15 protein-coding genes and 1 pseudogene are annotated in these 18,142 nt (G+C 71.7%); 7 read left to right on the top strand and 9 right to left on the bottom strand.

From position 1 onward, the window contains the following. Window positions 1–6: 6 nt before the first annotated feature. Window positions 7–522 (top strand): 2'-5' RNA ligase family protein, encoded by a 516-nt coding sequence (locus ACFHWY_RS20525; RefSeq protein ID WP_416581844.1) that lies wholly within the window; start codon window positions 7–9, stop codon window positions 520–522. Between the two features lie 10 nt (window positions 523–532). Here ACFHWY_RS20525 and ACFHWY_RS20520 read toward each other — a convergent pair whose 3' ends face one another. Genes ACFHWY_RS20520 through ACFHWY_RS20505 form a run of 4 tightly spaced genes read right to left on the bottom strand, consistent with a single transcriptional unit; the run spans window position 533 to window position 5,462 of the window. Next, a complete protein-coding gene (locus tag ACFHWY_RS20520) occupies window positions 533–1,477 on the bottom strand; it encodes a siderophore-interacting protein (RefSeq protein WP_416581843.1) in 945 nt (314 codons plus the stop codon). A 16-nt stretch (window positions 1,478–1,493) separates the two neighbouring features. After that, the gene (locus tag ACFHWY_RS20515) at window positions 1,494–3,596 is read right to left on the bottom strand and encodes an iron ABC transporter permease (protein WP_416581881.1); all 2,103 of its coding nucleotides are present in this window, start codon (window positions 3,594–3,596) and stop codon (window positions 1,494–1,496) included. A gap of 5 nt (window positions 3,597–3,601) precedes the next feature. Continuing rightward, on the bottom strand, window positions 3,602–4,582 hold the full coding sequence (locus tag ACFHWY_RS20510) for an ABC transporter substrate-binding protein (RefSeq protein WP_416581842.1): 981 nt from the start codon (window positions 4,580–4,582) through the stop codon (window positions 3,602–3,604). Between the two features lie 46 nt (window positions 4,583–4,628). Next, the gene (locus ACFHWY_RS20505) at window positions 4,629–5,462 is read right to left on the bottom strand and encodes an ABC transporter ATP-binding protein (protein ID WP_416581841.1); all 834 of its coding nucleotides are present in this window, start codon (window positions 5,460–5,462) and stop codon (window positions 4,629–4,631) included. 287 nt (window positions 5,463–5,749) lie between these two features. Between ACFHWY_RS20505 and ACFHWY_RS20500 the strand changes: the two genes are divergently transcribed. Further along, window positions 5,750–7,483: a hypothetical protein gene (locus ACFHWY_RS20500; RefSeq protein ID WP_416581840.1), complete on the top strand. Its 1,734-nt coding sequence runs from the start codon at window positions 5,750–5,752 to the stop codon at window positions 7,481–7,483. 27 nt (window positions 7,484–7,510) lie between these two features. Here ACFHWY_RS20500 and ACFHWY_RS20495 read toward each other — a convergent pair whose 3' ends face one another. Further along, window positions 7,511–8,170: a hypothetical protein gene (locus ACFHWY_RS20495; RefSeq protein ID WP_416581839.1), complete on the bottom strand. Its 660-nt coding sequence runs from the start codon at window positions 8,168–8,170 to the stop codon at window positions 7,511–7,513. 326 nt (window positions 8,171–8,496) lie between these two features. Here ACFHWY_RS20495 and ACFHWY_RS20490 point away from each other — a divergent pair, with 326 nt between their 5' ends. Further along, on the top strand, window positions 8,497–9,465 hold the full coding sequence (locus tag ACFHWY_RS20490; protein WP_416581838.1) for an AraC family transcriptional regulator: 969 nt from the start codon (window positions 8,497–8,499) through the stop codon (window positions 9,463–9,465). Between the two features lie 25 nt (window positions 9,466–9,490). On the opposite strand, the gene ACFHWY_RS20485 is transcribed toward ACFHWY_RS20490, so the two are convergent. Next, on the bottom strand, window positions 9,491–10,756 hold the full coding sequence (locus ACFHWY_RS20485; protein WP_416581837.1) for an FUSC family protein: 1,266 nt from the start codon (window positions 10,754–10,756) through the stop codon (window positions 9,491–9,493). 248 nt (window positions 10,757–11,004) lie between these two features. Between ACFHWY_RS20485 and ACFHWY_RS20480 the strand changes: the two genes are divergently transcribed. Beyond that, window positions 11,005–13,122, top strand: a complete 2,118-nt coding sequence (locus ACFHWY_RS20480) for a cellulase family glycosylhydrolase (protein WP_416581836.1) — start codon at window positions 11,005–11,007, stop codon at window positions 13,120–13,122. Between the two features lie 64 nt (window positions 13,123–13,186). After that, complete coding sequence (locus tag ACFHWY_RS20475) at window positions 13,187–13,567, top strand: YccF domain-containing protein (protein ID WP_416581835.1); 381 nt, start codon at window positions 13,187–13,189, stop codon at window positions 13,565–13,567. A gap of 163 nt (window positions 13,568–13,730) precedes the next feature. Here the strand turns inward: ACFHWY_RS20475 and ACFHWY_RS20470 are convergent, their stop codons facing one another. Beyond that, window positions 13,731–15,107: an FAD-dependent oxidoreductase gene (locus ACFHWY_RS20470; RefSeq protein WP_416581834.1), complete on the bottom strand. Its 1,377-nt coding sequence runs from the start codon at window positions 15,105–15,107 to the stop codon at window positions 13,731–13,733. A 180-nt stretch (window positions 15,108–15,287) separates the two neighbouring features. Next, window positions 15,288–15,794 (bottom strand): annotated as a pseudogene (locus ACFHWY_RS20465) (bile acid:sodium symporter family protein); the annotation flags it as partial. A 196-nt stretch (window positions 15,795–15,990) separates the two neighbouring features. On the opposite strand from ACFHWY_RS20465, the gene ACFHWY_RS20460 reads away from it, so the two are divergent. Together ACFHWY_RS20460 and ACFHWY_RS20455 are read left to right on the top strand one after the other, a co-directional pair. After that, window positions 15,991–16,590: a SigE family RNA polymerase sigma factor gene (locus tag ACFHWY_RS20460; protein WP_416581833.1), complete on the top strand. Its 600-nt coding sequence runs from the start codon at window positions 15,991–15,993 to the stop codon at window positions 16,588–16,590. Continuing rightward, window positions 16,580–17,953, top strand: a complete 1,374-nt coding sequence (locus tag ACFHWY_RS20455; protein WP_416581832.1) for a hypothetical protein — start codon at window positions 16,580–16,582, stop codon at window positions 17,951–17,953. Before ACFHWY_RS20460 ends, ACFHWY_RS20455 begins: the two co-directional genes overlap by 11 nt. 12 nt (window positions 17,954–17,965) lie before the next feature. On the opposite strand, the gene ACFHWY_RS20450 is transcribed toward ACFHWY_RS20455, so the two are convergent. Further along, window positions 17,966–18,112, bottom strand: coding sequence for a hypothetical protein (locus ACFHWY_RS20450; protein WP_416581831.1), 147 nt, complete (start codon window positions 18,110–18,112; stop codon window positions 17,966–17,968). Between the last annotated feature and the right edge of the window lie 30 nt (window positions 18,113–18,142).

The raw sequence follows: 18,142 nt of genomic DNA, 5'->3' as shown, positions 1-18,142 counted from the left end.
GATCATGTGGTCGCCGCGCTGGAGCTTTACCTGGACACCGTCGCCACCCGCCGGATCCGGGTGCTCTGGGATGCCCTGGAGGCCGAGGGGGTGCAGAGCCTGCGTTCCCTGCTGGAGCAGCGGCACCGGCCGCACGTCTCGCTCGCGGTCGCGCCGAACCTCGACCCGCACCGGGTGGCGTCGGCGTTGGCCGGCACCACGTTGGCGGTACCGCTGCGGCTGTCGTTCCAGCACGCCGGCCAGTTCGTCGGCCGGGTCCTCTGGCTCGGTCCGGCTCCCACGTCGGAGCTGCTTGAGCATCATCGGCGGGTGCACGACCAGCTCGCCGCGGCCGGTATCGGGCTGGTGGACCACTATCGGCCGGGCCGCTGGGTGCCGCACTGCACGCTGTCCATGCGGGTGCCGAACGCGCTGATGGCCGCCGCCGTCCGCCGGTGCCTGGAAGTCCTGCCGCTGGAGGCCACCGTGGTCGCCGCCGCGTTGACCGACCACGCCCGCGGCATCTCCCACTCCCTTCCCTGATCCGCCGGGGTCAGGAGGGGTCGGGGCGTCCGTGACGCCAGTAGCCCATGAAGGCCACCGCCCGGCGGTCCAGGCCACGCTCGGCGACCAGGTGCCGACGGAGGGTACGGACGACACCTGCCTCGCCGGCGAGCCACGCGTAGACCGGGGTCGACGGGGGCGCGTCGGGCACTTCCCAGAGAATGTCCACGTCCACGTTCAGGTCCACGTCCACGTTCACGTCGTCGACCGGCGCGGCGCCGGGCCCGCTCGCCGCGATCGGGGTGCCCGGCGAGTCGGAGAGCAGTTGCTGCGCGGCGGCGGCGACGGCACCGACCAGTCGGCTACCGGGTGCGCCGCCGCCCCGGGGCAGCCAGGTCACCTCGATTCCGGGTGGAGTGACCAGCGGCAGCGCGTCCGCCGCGTCGGGCACCTCCAGCAGCACCCGGCCGCGTGCGTCCAGTGGTAGCCGTTCGCAGATTCCGCTGATCGCGGGCACCGCCGTCTCGTCTCCGGCCAGCAGCAGGCACCCGGTCGACGGGGGCCGGAACTCGACTCCGCCGTGGTCACCGTCGTACCCGGAGTCCGGCCCGATGAGGGCGATCTCGTCGCCGGGGTGGACCTGCCGGGCCCACCGGGTCGCCGGACCACCGTCGCCGTGCAGCACCAGGTCGACGTCGACCTGGCCGAACTGCGGACGGACCGCGCGGACGGTGTAGGTGCGGATCGGGTTGCGCTGCCCGTCCGGCAGCGCCCGCCACCGGGTGTACCAGTCCGGCCCCTGCGGCAGACGCACCCCGACCTGCCCCGGCAGTGGCAGCGCCAGTTTGATCCGCTGGTCGTAGCCGTTGTCGGCGAAGCGGTCCAGGTCCGGGCCGGTGAAGGTGACCCGGACGAAGGACGGGCTGAGGCGGCGTACCGCACGAACCTCGACGGCGAACAGCCGCCACGGCGCGATGGGCAGGGTGTCGGTCATGGTGCCTCCCTGTGCGTTACCGGGTCTGCGTGGCGCCCGTGGCACGCGAGCGCCACAGCAACCAGACGAAGTACGGGGTGCCGATCATGGCGGTGACCAGGCCGGCGGGGATCTGGGCCGGGGCGATCACGGTCCGACCGAGGGTGTCGGCGAGGCTGACCAGGGCAGCACCGAGCAGCGCGGCGACCGGAAGCACCCGGGCGTGCCGGCCCCCGACGAGGGCGCGGGCGGCGTGTGGGGCCACCAGCCCGACGAAGCCGATCACGCCGACGGCGGAGACGGCGGTCGAGGTGAGCAGCGCCGCCGCACCGAGCGCGATCAGGCGGGTCCGCTCCAGCCGGACACCGAGCACCCGTGGGGTGTCGTCGTCCAGCGTCATCAGGTCCAGCTCACGCCGGGCGGCGACCACGGCCGGGGTGAGCACCAACAGGGCGATCACCACCGGCAGTACCTGGGTGGCGGTGCGGCCGTAGGTGGAGCCGGAGAGCCAGGTGAGGGCCTTTCCGGTGTTCCACGGGTCAAAGGCGACGATCATGAAGGTGATCATCGCCATGCCGCCCTGCCAGGCGCCGAATCCGATCAGGACCAGCCGGTCGGAGCTGAGTCCGCCGCGCCAGGCCGCGCCGTAGACGAGGCCGAAGGCGAGCATGGCGCCGAGCCCGGCCACACCGGAGACCGCCCAGACGCCGGCCAGCGGCACGAAGGTGAGCAGGGAGACCGCGCCGAGTCCGGCACCGGCGGTGATGCCGAGGATGCCGGGCTCCGCGAGCGGGTTGCGGCAGACCGCCTGCACGCTGGTGCCGGCGATGGCGAGGGCCGCACCGGCCAGCATCGCCGCGGCGACGCGCGGCCACCGCTGGTCCAGCACGAAGGTGTACGCCGGCCCGGTGCTTCCGTTGAACCAGTTGACGATGTCGCCCAGCAGTACCCAGGTGTCTCCGGCGAGCATGCCGAGCAGCACCGCGACGGCGGTGACCGTGGCCGCGACGGCCACGATGGTGCGGTGGAAGGCGGCGGATCGGATCGCCGCGTGACCGCCCGGCGGTCGACGGGTGGGACCGGCGTCTTGGTGTCGCCGGGCCAGCCAGATCAGGATTGCCGCGCCGAGCAGGGTGGTCACCACTCCGGTGGGGATCTCGACGCCGGCCTGGCCGCCCATCAGGGCGCGCAGCAGCACGTCGGAGCCGAGGACGATGACGACACCGGCGATGCCGGACAACGGCAGCAGGATCCGGTGCCGGTGCACCCCGGGCACCAGTGGGCCGAGCAGCCGGACGATCACCGGCGCGCACAGGCCGACGAAACCGACCGGCCCGGTGAGGGTGACCGCCGCGGCGGACAGCAGCACGGCCAGCAGGGTGACCACCAGCCGGGTACGCCGTACGTCGATGCCGAGCACGGTGGCGGTGTCGTCGCCCAGGGCGAGGATGTCGAGGCGGTGGCAGAGCAGCATCAGTACCGCGACGGCCGCGACGATCACGGGTGCGAGCTGGGTGAGCGCGTTCAGGTCGCTCTGCACGAGGGAGCCGTTGCCCCAGGCGAACAGCCCGATGGTGGCCTGTTCGAAGAGCAGGAGCAGCAGCATGGTCACCGAGCTGAGCGCCATCGCGGTGGCCGCACCGGCGAGGATCAGCCGGGTGGTCCCGGCCTGCCCGCCGGCCGACAACGCCATCACCAGGCCGGCGGCGGAGAGTCCACCGCAGAAGGCGAGCCCACCGGCGGGCAGCGCGGGCAGCGCGACGCCGAACGCGGCGACCGAGACGATGGCCAGGTGTGCGCCGGCGTTGACGGCGAGGGTGTCCGGCGAGGCGAGCGGGTTGCGGGCGATCGACTGGAGCGCCCCACCGGCGAAGCCGAGGGCGACGCCGATGGTCAGCCCGGCGAGCAGCCGGGGCAGCCGGGAGGCGATCAGTACCCGGGTGGTCTCGTCGTCGCCGCCAGTGAGCAGCCGCAGCAGTTCCAGCGCTCCCACCGCGGAGGTGCCCTGGGTGAGGTGTACCGCCACGACCGCCAGCAGCAGCGCGACGGCGGCGACGAAGGCCCCGACGACACGGGGGGCCGAGAGGCGCCCGGCCGGAGCCGGCTGGAGAGCCGGCTCCGGACGCGGGGGCGCGGTCAGCACGGTCACACCGCGTAGGTGTTGACGAACTGGTCGATGTACTGCTTGCCGGAGAGCGGCCCGCCGAAGGTCCACATGCCGTCGGGCAACCGGTGCAGGTTGCCCTGCTGGACGAAGGGCAGCGACTTCCAGATTGCGTTGCTGTTCAGTCCGTCGGCGAAGACGTCGGTGCCGTCCGATGCGTTGTAGAAGAAGTGCAGGTCCGGGCTCTTGAGCACGGTCATGCCCTCGACGTCGGTCTGGCCCAGGCCCCAGGCCGGGTCGGTCTGCCCCTTCCAGGCGTTGGTGAGGCCGAGCTGGATACCGATCTGGGAGACCTGCGCGCCCTGGCCGAACATCCGGATGCTGACCGTGCTGCCTTCCTTCCAGCCGTCGGCGATGGCGAACGGCTTGCCGGCCGCGCCGGCGTCGGCGATCTTCTTCTTGCCGTCTGCGAGGGCGGCGTCGAAGTCGGCGAGCAGCTGGTCCGCCTGCGCGGTCTTGCCGACCGCCGTGGCGATCATCTTGAGGTCGGCGCGCATCCGACCAAGGTTGTCCGAGGCGTCGCTGCCCTTGGCGACGACGACGGGGACGTACTTCTCCAGCTGAGTGATCAGATTGGCGCCACGGTCGTCCTCCATGACCACCAGGTCGGGCTCCAGCGCGACGATCGAGTCGACACTCGGCTCGCCCCTGGTACCGACGTCCTTGACGCTGGCGTCGAGCTTGGCGGCGGTCACCCAGGTCGCGTACCCCTCGGGGTCGGCGACGCCGACCGGCATCACGCCGAGGCTGACGAGCATCTCGACCTCACCCCACTCCAGGCCGACGACCTTGGTGGCGGGGGCGTCGAGCTTGACCTCCTTACCCCGGCTGTCGGTCACGGTGACCGGTCCACCGGAGGAGGAGGTGGCGGCGGGCTCGGTGGGGGTCTCGGTGGTGCCGCAGGCGGCCAGCAGCAACGCGGCGGCGGCGGCCACCAGGGCGGTTACACGTGTACGGGACATGATGTTCTTTCTCGGGTGGGTTTTCGTTATTGGTCTGGGGTTCGGTTCAGACCGGGATACGTGTCAGGTGCCGGCCGACCGGGCGGGTGGTCACCAGTCCGCTGAACGGATCGGTGGCGACCTCGATCCGGATCCCGTAGGTCTCGGTCAGATCCTGCTCGGTGAAGACCTCGACGGGGGTGCCGGTGGCGCGGACCCGGCCGCGGTCCAGCAGGACCACCTCGTCGGCCACCGCGGCGGCCTGGTTCAGGTCGTGCAGCACGACGCCGACGGCGACGCCGTGGTCGTCGGCCAGGTCGCGCATGAGGTCGAGGATCTCCACCTGGTAGCGCAGGTCGAGGAACGTGGTGGGCTCGTCGAGCAACAGCACCGGGGTGTCCTGGGCCAGACAGGTTGCCAGCCAGACCCGTTGCAGTTCGCCGCCGGACAACTCGTCCACGGGCCGGTCGGCCATCCTGGTGACCCCGGTGACCGTCATCGCCCGGGCGACGGCGGCCGGCCCGTCTGGGTCGGCCGCCCGCCACCGGCCCCGGTAGGGGTGGCGACCGTAGCCGACCACGTCCCGGACGGTGACGCCGTTGGGGATCGGCCGGCTCTGGGCGAGCAGGGTGACCCGCCGGGCGTACTCCTTGGGCGGCAGGCCGGCCGCGGCGGTGCCGTCGGCGAAGAGCACCGCGCCGCTGTCGATCGGGTGCAGTCTGGCGAGCGCTCGAAGCAGGGTGGACTTACCACTGCCGTTCGGGCCGACGAGGGCGGTCACCGCGCCGGGGCGCAGGGTGATGGCCGCACCGTGTACCACTGTGGTGCCGTGGTAGCCCAGGCGGAGGCCGGTCCCGCGTAGGCTCTGCTCGGCATCGTCCGACGCCAGTCCGCTCGACATGCGGTTAGGTTAACCTAACCTAAGTAGCTGTCAAGACGTGGGGGTCGCTCGCGTCAACCGGGCTCTCCGGCGATGTCGCCACTGGTAGACACGGTTCGATCGCAGCGCGGTCCGGTTCCGGACCGGAACCGGCGACGACCGGCGACGGTCGGGCCCGGCACCATCCGTCAGGCAACGCGAAAACGGTACCGGGGTGGGAGGACAGACCAGCCGGAGCAGCGGTAGCGTTGCGCGTCATCGCCGCCGGCCCGCCGGTGCGGCGCTCCCGATCGTCTGGAGGATGGGGCATGTCCATCGGCGAGGAACCGTTCGCGGCCCGCGACAACCTGGCCTCACGGCCGAACTTCGAGGTCGGGATGCGCGGCTTCGACAAACGGCAGGTCGAGCGCTACGTGGAGCAGATGGACGGCCGGCTCGCCATGGTCACGGCCGAGCGGGACCGGATCCTGGCACACGTGCGGGACCTGACCGGCAAGCTGCAGGCGGTCCAGAGTGAGGTGTCCGATCTGCGCCAACGACCCGCGCAGTTGGACAAGGCCACCTTCAACGACGTCGGTCCGATGGTCGGCCAGATCCTGGACCTGGCCGAGAAGCAGGCAGCGGCGATCGTCGAGACCCACACCCAGCGGGCCAACAACCTTCAGGCCGAGGCGGAGAAGACGCTGGCCAACGCGCGGGATCGCACCGTCAAGGCGCTGGCCGACCTCGAAGAGGAGCTGGCCGGCCGGCGGGCCGAGCATGAGAAGACCTACGAGGAACTGCGGGCGGCCGCCGACGCGGAGTTGGTCGAAATTCGCGAACGGGCCGACAAGCTGCGCTCCGAGGGTGAGGCCGCACACGAACGCGCCCAGCAGGAGGCGCAGCGGATCGGCGAGCAGTGCCGCCAGCAGATCGAGCAGGCCCGGTCCGCAGCCGAGGCGCTGACCGCCTCCGCACGCACTCAGATCCATCAGGAGATCCAGGCGGCCCGGGCGCAGAGCCAGCAGGAGCTGGCCCAGTGGCGGTCCACCGTGGAGGAGGAGCTGGCGGAGCGGCGGGCCGCCGCCGAGGAGGACCTGGCCGAACAGCGGGCGACGGCCGAGCGGGAGTTGGCCGCCCAGCGGTCCGCCGCGGAGCAGCGGGTCAGTTCGATGATCGCGGACGCCCAGCAGTACTCCGCGGAGATCCGTAAGCGCGCCGACGAACAGGCGGCCGAGGTACGCAAGCTCAGCGACGAGCAGGCAGCGGACGCCGAGGAGCAGCTGCACGCCGTACAGCTGGCCGTTGGCGAGCAGCAGGAGGCGATGGCTGAGCTGAGCCAGGAGCTGGGCGAGGCCCGGCAGCAACTCGACGAGGCAGCAGGCGCGAAGCAGGCCACGGAGGCCGAGTTGACCCGGCTGCGACAGCAGTTCGAGGAGACCAGCCGCGACCTGGTGGCGGAGAGCCGGCGACTGGAGGAGGCGCGTCGGGCCGCCGAGGCCGCCGAGCGACATGCCAAGGAGATCCGGGCCCGGGTGCAGCGGGAGGCCAAGCGGGTCGCCGACCTTGCGGCCGCAGCCGTGATGGCCGCCGCGGCCGGCGGGACCGAGACCGCCGAGTACCCGATGGTGGCGTCCCGTACGGCGGGCCCCCGCGCCGGCGGCGAGGCGTCCGGCGGCGAGGCGTCCGGCGGCGAGGCGTCCGGCGGCGAGGCGTCCGGCGGCGAGGCCGAGGACACCACCGGCCGGGACGACGCGACCCCGCACCGGAACACTGGTCGCACCGAGGCGGAGGTGGACCGGGCGGAGGCCGACGGCGTCGACCCGTCCGCCCAGCAAGGCGACGGCGCCGTGGCCGGCCAGCCGGACCACCCGCAACCGGAGAGCGACGCACACCCGCAGGCGGACCCGGTGGCTCGCGCGGCGGCGGCGCTGGCGGCTGCCGGGCCGGGTGCCATCAACTGGTTCGCCGGCCAGGCGGAGGCCGCCCAGTCCGACGAGACCGAAGGCCCGGCGGCCACCTCGACCGGCGCCGACCGCGCACCGGAGCCCGCTGCGAACTGACCTCGGCCGCGTCCGGTTGCCGCGGCGTCAGAAGGGACGGCGCGGCAACCACCCGAGGAACCTGTTCCGGGCCCGGGCCAGCGGCAGGCCCGGCAGGTCCCGGGCGGCGGCCAGCAGGCACGAGCCCAGGTAGACCGCGAGGGCGGCGCGGGCACCGCCGAACTCCGCGAGCAGTTGGCTCTGCTTGACCGGGCAGGGCCACTCCCGGCCGCAGCCGGTGCAGGTCCAGGTCGGCGGCGAGGGCAGGTGCTCCGGCGGCTTCGTCGACCGGTACCGGGTGGCGGCGTTGTTGCGGATACCGGCACGGGTCGACACCCGTTGCGGGTCGGCCGGCGCCGAACCACGGGGAGGGAACAGTTCCCGGCGAGCCAGGCCGAGCGCACCACCCACCCGCACCAGGGCGTCGGGCCCCGGCCGGTAGCCGACCAGGGCGGCCAACACGTGGTGCCCCAGCAGGTCGAAGGCGTCGGGCCCGAGGTCGACGGCGCGGCACAGCACGATCAGCCGCCCTGGTGTAACCACCTGCTGCGCCACCAGGGCGGCGCGGAGCACGTCCCGTACGCCGTCCGAGAGGGCGGACATCCGGGTTCCCATGATGCCGGTCAGAAGTGCCTCTCCGGCGATCCGCCGGAGCGTTTCAGCCGTCGCCATGCGGACGATGTCGAGCGGATCCTTGGTCTCCAACACCCCATCCCTCCATCCACTTAGGTCGATCAGCTACCCCTCGTTGGACACTCTTCGCATGATCACGGCCACGTTCGGTCGTCGGCTAGCCCGGTTTGCGCACGGGAGTCGGACCGGCTAGCCCGAAAACGAACACTCGCCCCGATATCGACAACGAGCGACCTCTGATCGGCGAGACGCGATAGGCACGATGAAGTCAAAGGATTCCCTCCCTTGTAGATACCATCGGTGGGAATCCTGAGTTTCGATCGACCGCACCGGTTCCACCATCCCCGCCGGGCCCCGCTCGACGCGCGGCAGCGCACTCCGTCCACGCTGATGGAGACGTATTGAAGACGAAGGTTCCGACGGCCCACCGGTTCGACAGCCACGACCCGGCGACCATCCGCGACTTCCTGGTGCATGCCTACGACACCGAGATGACGATCCGGGCGGCGGCCGGCGGCCGCTACCGGTTCCGCCATCACCGGGTGGACGCGGGCCCGTTCTGGCTGGAGGCGATGGATCACCCCACTCGACTCGATATCGATGTCGGACCGCCCGCCGCACTGGTCATCTGTCAGGTCGTCAGCGGCCGGATCGACCGCACCTGCGGTGGTGTGGAAGGCCGGTTCGGGCCGGGTGACGTCTTCCTGGCCGCCGCCCCCGGGCTGCCCTACTCGGTGCGCTGGCTGCCCGGCAAGCTGACGACATGCCTGCTCAGCCTCTCCATGCTGGCCAGGGTGACCGGCGACGAGCCGACCGGGCGGACGACCACCGTCCGGTTCACCGGGCTGACTCCCACCTCGCCGGCTCTCGCCCGGTTGTGGCGGCACACCACGACCTACCTCAACCACGTCGTGCTGGGTAACCCTTCCGCGTACCGGCAGCCGCTGGTGATCTCCAACGCCGCCCGGATGCTCGCCGCCTCGGCCCTCGCGGTCTTTCCCAACACCACCGCCGGTGGTTCGACCACGCGGGACCGGCTCGCCACGACCAACGCCACGCTGCGCCGGGCGACCACGTTCATCGACGAGCACGCCGACCGCGACATCGGGGCGGCCGACATCGCCGCGGCGGCCCAGGTGTCGCTACGGGCCCTGCAACTGGCCTTCCGCCGGCACCTCGACACCACCCCGATGGCGCATCTACGCCGGGTCCGACTCGACCGCGCCCACTGCGACCTGTTGCAGGCCGACCCGCGGCAGGAGACGGTGTCGGCGATCGCCTCGCGGTGGGGTTTTCTCAGCCACAGCAGGTTCACCGCCCGTTACCACGCCGCCTACGGTTTCCCGCCCAGCCAGACGCTGCACGCCTGAGGAGCTCGCGATAGACGGACAGCGGTCAGGCTCGGTCCGACTCGGTGGTGTGTTCCGGCTCGGTGGTGTGTTCCGGCTCGGTGGTGTGTTCCGGCTCGGTGGTGTGTTCCGCACGGCGGGCGCGCTCTCGCCCGAAGCGCGTCCGGATCGCGTCGACGGCCTCCTCATCGTCGCAGCCGAGGCTGCGCAGCAGGTCGGTGGCGACGGTACGGATCTGGGCCACCACCACGCTGCCGGAAAAGCCGACCCCGTCGTCGTACGCCTCGGCGGCACGGTCCACCGCCTTCAGGATCAGCTGCTCGGACCGTTGGGTGCGGTGCCCGCTCTCGGCCTCGACCTGGAGCAGCGCGAGGGCGTCACCGAAGTCATGCACCGCGGCCGCCAGTCCGGGTGGGACGGGTTCGCCGTCGTGGACCGCGGTGGCGGCCCGGCGCAGCATCTCCTGACCGCCCCGGACGGCCAGGTCGAGGTAGCGCGTACCGCGCCGGTAGTGCTCGAACTCGGCCCGCCGGTGCCAGCGGGCCGGCGAGACCGCCACCGCCTCCTGGGCTCCGGACACGCCGTCGTTGAGCAGCCCGAGCCGGGGTCCCAGACCGCTCAGCCCGTCCCGCGCCGCAGCCACCATCGCGCCGTCCCGGGCGGCCAGCCCGTCCGCGGCGTTGTGCAGGTGTTCGATCAGGGCCGCGAAGAGCGGCCGGGCGGCCCGCTGGATGATCCGCATCGGGTTGACCGGCAGTACGGCCACCACCGCCACGGCGGCGATCCCGCCGATGACCGCGTCGATGATCCGGGGCAGCTCCAGCCCGCGCTGCACCGGCGCGAGCGTGACGATCAGCACCGCCGTGCCGCCAGCCTGGCTGACGACCGCCCCGCCCCTACTCATGGTCAGGGCGAGCAGGATGGCGAGGGTGACCACGGTGGCGATCTGCCAGGGACCGGTGCCGATGACCGCTACCAGGGCGTCACCGACCAGCAGGCCGGCCAGCACGCCGAGCAGCAGTTCGATGGTGCGGCGGGTGCGGCGGCCGATCGCGGCGGCGATGGTGCCGACGGCGGCCGTGGGGGCGAAGACCGGCGACGGGTGGTTCAGCACCTCGTGCGCCACCGTCCAGGCGAGCGCGGCAGCCACCCCGGCCTGCACGGCGAGGATGGTGTACAGCTCCAGGGTGCGACGCCGTTCCTGCCAGCCGACCCGCCGGCTGAGCCAGCCGACCAGCCTCGCGACCCCGGCCTCCACCCGGCCGGCGGCACCACGAACTCCATCCTCGCTCCGCTCGTCCGCCGCCGTCACGCCGCCGACTACCCCGCCCAGCCGTTCTCATTCGCCGTCGACGCACCCGGCGCCGCGAATGCGTCCGCCGCGCCGACGCTGGCTCTGGCCACAACCGATGCCACCTGCGCCGAAGACCTTCACATCGCGAAAGGTCGATTGACAAAGTTCATGATCCCAACTTATGGTGCGAGCCGGCCGGACGTTCCCGGTGGCCCGGCGACACCCGGCCAGCCACCCGTCGACACCACCACCACACGAGGAGCGTCATGGCCGGGCTGAGGGGCACACTACGCAGGACACGCTGGCGATTCGGCCTGGTAGCCGGCGGAGTCGCGGCGCTGCTGGCCGGGGTCGGCCTGGTCAACGTCGGCGCCGCCCAGGCGGCTGCCGGTTGCCGGGTGGTCTACTCCGCCCCCAGCCAGTGGCCGGGCGGGTTCACCGCCAACGTGGCCGTCACCAACCTCGGCGACCCGCTCAACGGCTGGCTGCTGACCTGGACGTTCCCCTCCGGTCAGCGGGTGACCCAGGCGTGGAACGCCACGATCACCTCGGCCGGCAACGACGTCACCGCCGCCAACGTCAGCTACAACGCCGCCCTGGGCACCAACCAGACCGTGTCGTTCGGCTTCAACGGGTCGTGGTCCGGCAGCAACACCGCGCCGACCACCTTCGCCCTCAACGGGGTGACCTGCACCGGCAGCGTCGGCCCCAGCACACCTCCACCGACGACCACCCCGCCGCCCACCACCGGGCCGCCGACCACCCCGCCGCCCACGAGCCCGCCGCCGGCCGGCGACCCGATGGCCTACGTGGCAGCGATGCAGCCCGGCTGGAATCTCGGCAACACCTTCGACGCGATCGGCGCCGACGAGACCGCGTGGGGCAACCCCCGCGTCACCCAGGCGCAGCTGGACGCCATCCGGGCGCAGGGCTTCAACAGCATCCGGATCCCGGTCACCTGGAGCAACCACCACGGGTCCGCGCCGTCGTACACCATCGACGCCGCCTGGCTGAACCGCGTCAAGGAGGTGGTCGGCTGGGCGCTGGACGACGGCTTCTACGTGATGGTCAACATTCACCACGACTCGTGGCAGTGGATCCACGAGATGCCGACGAACCGGACCACCGTCCTGAACCGCTACAACGCCCTCTGGACCCAGATCGCCGCCGCGTTCCGCGACGCGTCACCGAAGCTGCACTTCGAGAGCGTCAACGAGCCGCAGTTCGCCAACAGCTCCGGCGACGCCCAGAACGCACAGCTGCTCAACGAGCTCAATGTCAACTTCCACCGCGTAGTACGCGCCTCGGGTGGCAACAACGCCACCCGGATGCTGGTCCTGCCGACCCTGCACACCTCCTCGGACCAGGCTCGGATCGGCGAGCTGACCGCCACCATAAGCCAGCTCGGTGACCGCAACCTGATCGCCACCGTGCACTTCTACGGATACTGGCCGTTCAGCGTCAACGTCGCCGGCGGCACCCGATTCGACGCCGCCACCCAGCAGGACCTCACCGACGCGTTCGACCGGGTGCACAACGCCTTCGTCGCCCAGGGCATCCCGGTGGTCATCGGCGAGTACGGGTTGCTCGGTTTCGACCGCCACACCGGCACCATCCAGCAGGGCGAGAAGCTCAAGTTCTTCGAGTACTTCGGCCACTACGCCCGCACCAAGCGGCTCACGACCCAACTCTGGGACAACGGCCAGCACTTCAACCGGACCACCTTCCAGTGGCGCGACGCGGAGCTGTTCGCCCAGATCAGGTCGAGCTGGACGACCCGTTCCGGCACCGCCTCCGCCGACCAGGTGTACGTCCCACGCACCGGTACGATCACCGCCAAGGCGCTGACCCTGAACCTGAACGGCACCGCCTTCTCCGGACTGCGGCAGGGCGGCACCGAACTGGTCCGGGGCACCGACTACACGATTTCCGGCAGCCAGCTCACCATCACCGCGAGCGCACTGACCCGGTTGGTCGGCAGCCGGGCGTACGGCGTCAACGCCACCCTGCACGCCCGGTTCTCCGCCGGCGTCCCGTGGCGGATCGACGTGGTCACGTACGACAGACCGGTGCTGTCCAACGCCACCGGCTCGACCGGCTCGTTCGCCATCCCGACCCAGTTCCGGGGCGACCAACTCGCCACCATGGAAGCGAGGTACGCCGACGGCAACAACGCCGGCCCGCACGACTGGACGTCGTTCAAGGAGTTCGACGTCACCTTCGCGCCCGACTACACCGGCAACCGCATCACGTTGACCGACACCTTCTTCGGTGCGGTACGGGACGGAGCCCAGGTCACCCTCACCTTCCACTTCTGGAGCGGCGCACAGGTCACCTACCGCGTCACGAAGTCCGGCAGCAACGTCACCGGCGTCACCGGCTGACCCGCCCGCGCGCCACCGGTCGCCCGCTCGGTGACCGGTGGCGCGCGGCGGTCATCATGGGCTCATGATCCGATTCGTGCTGAACGTGCTCTGGCTCATCTTCGGCGGCGGGCTGGTGCTGGCGATCGGCTACGGCATCGCCGCCCTGATCTGCTTCGTACTCGTGGTCACCATCCCGTTCGGCGTCGCCTCGCTGCGCCTGGCGTCGTACTCGCTGTGGCCCTTCGGCCGGACCCTGGTGCCCAAGCCGGGCGTCGGTGTGGTCTCCGGCATCGCCAACGTGGTCTGGGTGATCCTGGCCGGCTGGTGGCTGGCCCTGTCCCACATCGTCGCCGGCGTCGGTCTCTGCCTCACCATCATCGGGATCCCGTTCGGCGTGGCCAACTTCAAGCTCGTACCGGCGGCGCTCTGGCCGCTGGGCCAGGAGGTGGTCCCCGCGCCGTAGGCGAAGCCGCCCGACGGCCCGCGTTCTACCGGCGCGGGCCGCCCCGCTGTCGGCCCACCGCCACGGCCGCGATCGGGTGGGCGTGCCACCAACCGGTGGTCGGGTGACAGCCTTCAGGATCACCGGTTCCGGGCTCAGGGAGCGCTGCCCTGCTGCGACTGACTCAGCGGGCCCGCCAGTTCGCCCGCAGGGCGCCCAGGATCACCCCCGGACTGGCCAGCACACGCGGATGCTCCTGCATGGAGACGACTTCGTTGAACCGGCGGGCAATGGCCACGTCCGTGATGGTCGCCGTGACGATCTGCCGGCTGACCCAACTGGAGAGCCGGTAGCCGCGCGGATAGGGCCCGTCGACGTGCGGCAGCGCGAGGTCGGCGGAGGTCGACATGGACCAGGCGACGTCGACCACGACCTTCTGCAGGGCGAAGAACTCGCGCGCGGGTACCCCCAGATCCGGGCCGGGCCGCAGATAGCTCGACAGGCAGGCCGCGTGCAGGGCCGCCGCGGTGATCCCCTGCCCGTACACCGGGTTGAACGAGGCGACCGCGTCACCGACGCTGACCAGACCGGCCGGGAGCCGGGTCAGCGCGTGGAAGTCCCGCCGCCGGCTGTCGGCGTGGCGGTAGGTCTGCACGTCGCCGAGCATCTCGCTGCCGGCGACCTCAGCGAAGTCCGGGGGGAACTGCCCCCGCAGGCGACGGACGAAGTCCTCGGCGGTACGGCCGGGACGGCTGTCCCCGTACCCGGCCATCATGGCCATCCATCGGCCGTCCTCGATGGCGAAGAAGGCGGCGCCGGCCACATCCGACGACACGCTCGGGCTGTTCAGGGCCAGCACCACCGCGTGCTCCGGGTGTGCCTGCCGGCGGCGGAACAGGGCGGTCGCGTAGTTCAGGTTCACCGTCATCCGCCGCATGGCGGGCCGTTCCCAACCGGTTTCCTCCAGCCACTCGGACAGCCGGCTCGACCGGCCCATCGCATCCACCACCAGGTCGGCGTGCTCGATGCCGACCGCGCCGCCGACGTCGTGGCGGACACCGGAGGTGACGGCGCCGTCGAAGACCAGCCCGGTCGCCCGGCCGGTGATCGTCTTCACGTTGGGCAGTCGCAGCACCTGCTGACGGATCAGCGACTCCAGCAGCGGACGGCTGCCCGCCAGGCTGTCGGCGTCGCCCGGCACGACCACCTTCAACCGGCCGTCGAGGTAGTTCCGCCGGGCGGGGGGCGGGGCCTCCACCGCCCCCCGGGCCAGGGCCTGTTCCCGGAATCCCGGAAAGAGCCGTTCGAGTTGGAGGAAGCCGCCGGGCAGCAGCGCATGCAGCTGGGTCCCCTGCGGGACGCCGGGGCGCCCATCGGTGCCGTGCAGATCGTCGCGGTCGATCACGACGACACTCTCCGCGTGGTCGGACAAGACCCTCGCGGCGAGCATTCCGGCGACACTGCCGCCGATCACCACCGCCTTCTCCATGACCGGGAAGGCCTCATCGGGGGGTCGCACCGCGTTGAGCGCGGCGAAGACCCGGGCCGGATGCAGGGACATCGTGCTCTCCAAAGGGTACGAGGTGGCGCCTTCCCCGCCTGACCGCCGGTGGCGAGGCACAGGTGGACAGACAGAGCCGGGCGACCGGCATGCGCTCAACGATCGTTACACAGCAGGGGAACGAATCTCGCCCCGCCGGTCGGTGGTCACCGGCGGGGCGAGGGGGTCGTCCCGCACGCCTCACGTCGTGGTGGCCTCGTCCCGGGCGGCAGCCGGCCGGCTACCAGCCCGGTTGACCAGGTAGCCGAAGGCCGCGGCGGTGAAGAACATGACGATGCCGTAGACGGCGCCGGGGATCGCCATCTGGGCGTTGTCGAGCAGGGCTGGACTGAGCGCGATCGTGATGGCCAGGGTGCTGTTGTGGATGCCGATCTCGAACCCGGCCGCCTTGGCGGCGCTTCGTTCGACCCCGGCCAGCCGGGGCAGGCCGTACCCGATGCAGAGGCTCAGCAGGTTGAACGCCAGCACGGCCAGACCGACGGCGACGAAGTAGTCGGTGATGTTGTCTCGCTCGCCGAACACCGCGCCGACGAGCACCGCGACGAGCACGACGACGGAGAGGACCCGCACCGGACGGTCGAGTCGTTCGGCGACGCGGGCCGCCCTGGCGCGGATCAGCATGCCGACGGCGACCGGGATGAGCACGATGGCGAAGAGCTGGAACACCTTGTCGAACTGCAGCACGACATCGTTACCACCCGGTAATGAACTCGCGATCCTCCATGCGGCCCGGGGTAGGCGACCCCGCGCTGACCGCCGGACGTCGACGAGACGTTCGTCGACGACCGCGCTGCCCCACTCTTCGCCGACGCCACACAACCTTTCTTGCCTGTCGGAGGTCTTCCTGTCGTCAACGATGCCCAGATGGGGCTGGAGGGTGCAGGTGACCGATGACGGCTTCCGCGAGTTCGTCGAGATCCGGTACGCGGACCTGGTCCGGACCGCGTACCTGCTTACCGGTTCCCGGCACGCCGCCGAGGACCTGGTACAGATCGCGCTGATGCGGGCGATGCGCCGGTGGCGGCAGGTGGACCAACCGATGGCGTACGTCCGCCAGATCATGGTCAACGAACGGACCAAGCTCTGGCGCCGGTTCGGGTCCCGGGAACTCCTCGCCGGCTTCACCGGTTCCTGGCGATCGCACACCCCGCCCGAGCCAAGCCGGGACCTGGCCGACGAGGTGGTCACCCGCCACGAGGTCCTCGGCGCTCTGCACCACCTGCCGCCCCGGATGCGGGCGGTGCTGGTGCTGCGGTACTGGGAGGACCTCACCGAGGCCCAGACCGCCGAGATGCTTGGTTGCTCGGTGGGAACCGTGAAGAGCCAGACATCACGGGCGCTGACCCGGCTACGGACGGCGCTACTGGCGACGCCCCGGCCTGCGACGCCGGAAGGAACAGCACGGCGCGGGCAGGTCGGTGCAGGTGCGCTCACCGTGGTGCCGGCAACGACGAGAATGGAGGAACCGAGCGATGACCGATGAGATCAGACAAGCCCTGGCCCGGCTCGCCGAACCGGTGGTGCCGCGACCCGACCCGTACCAGCGACTGCTGCGGCGGGTACGGCGACGCAGGCGGCGCAGGCTGGCGGCGGCGAGCGTGGTCGCACTGGCGATGGCGGCGACGACACTGCCGTCGCTCGGCGCGGCGGACCGCCAGCCGACAGCTGACGGCGCGCCGCCGTACCAGGCGTACCAGCCGGCAAGCCTGGTGGAGGAACCGATGGTGCTACGGCTGCTCGGCTCCCCCACCCGGGGCAATCTGGCCGGCGACACGGCGCTGATCGCGGCCATCGAGCGGGGGTACCGGTCGGCCCGCACCCAACTGCTGGTCGACCCGGCGCTGGACGAGGTGAGGGTGCTGCTCGCCCACGACGCACCCGGTGCCCGCACGGTGGTGGTGGCCTTCCTGGGCGACTCGCACGCATTGCTCCGTCACGGCAGCGGCCGACCGGGGGCCTCGGTGCCGGAGTTACTCGACCAGACCGGGACGCCGGACGAGCCGCTGCCGCTGGAGCCGTACCTCTTCTTCGGGCGACACTCCCTCGTGGACGGCCGCCATGTCGCCGACCTCGCCGTCGGTCTGGCACCGGCCGGGTGCCGGGTCGAGACCTCCGTGGACGGACGGATACAGCCGGACGGATCCGTCCTGCGGACCTGGCAGCAGACGAGCACCGACGGTTTCGTGGTACGGGGGGCAGGCGAGACGACGGAACGGTGGCAGTTCACCTGTGACGGAGTCGTACGCCATGCCGGCCCGGCCGCCGGCACGATCGGCCCGGCCCAAACGATCTCGTCGGATTCCACCACCGACATCCCCGCCGCGCTCACCGCCTCCGGCGTGCGCGAACTGCAGGGCTTGCTCGGTAGCAACGGCCTAACCGGGCCGACGCCCCGAGTGGTCTGGACCGGCCGGTTGCCCGCCTGGGTTCCCGGCGCGCCGACCGCCGCCCTGGTCAGCTCCTGCTCGACCGACGGCGGCTGCGCGGGGCTACTCAAGATGGAGACCGTGGGGCGAGCGGATCCGGAGTCGGCGCATCTGGCGTCCGACCACCGGACCGGTACCGGTACACCCGGCCTGATCGCCGTGCCGGTGCCGGGCGAGGCCGCAGGCGTGCTGGTCGCCGGGCCAGAGTCGGCGGTCCGTGCCGAGCTGCTCGACAGGACGGGAAGGACGGTCGCGGACGGCCCCCTGGCCGACGGCGTCGCCGCCTTCCGAATCGACCACCGGCAGGTTTCCAGGGTGCGAGTCTTCGACAACGACGACCGGCTCCTGCGGGACGTGGCCACCCCGCGCCTCGCCGCCGACGCCGCCGAACTCGCCGAACCGACGGTCTGGGCCTGGTGAGTAGCCGTGCGGCTAGCGGACCGTCATCCAGCGGGTCAGCTCGGCCGCCCGGTAGGCCACAATGCGCCGGTCCTGCGACGCCACGAAGCGCCGCACCGCCGCGTCGTCGGTGACCCGCTCCCGCACCCGGACCTCACTGGCCAGTTGGGCACGGCGCATCGTGGCACGCCGCCGGCGGGACCGCGTCCC

This window comes from Micromonospora sp. LOL_024 (genome assembly GCF_048060415.1).
In the GTDB taxonomy this organism is placed as follows: domain Bacteria; phylum Actinomycetota; class Actinomycetes; order Mycobacteriales; family Micromonosporaceae; genus Micromonospora.
The sequence above is the reverse complement of the archived record's forward strand: the minus strand, read 5'-3'. Positions and strand labels throughout refer to the sequence as shown.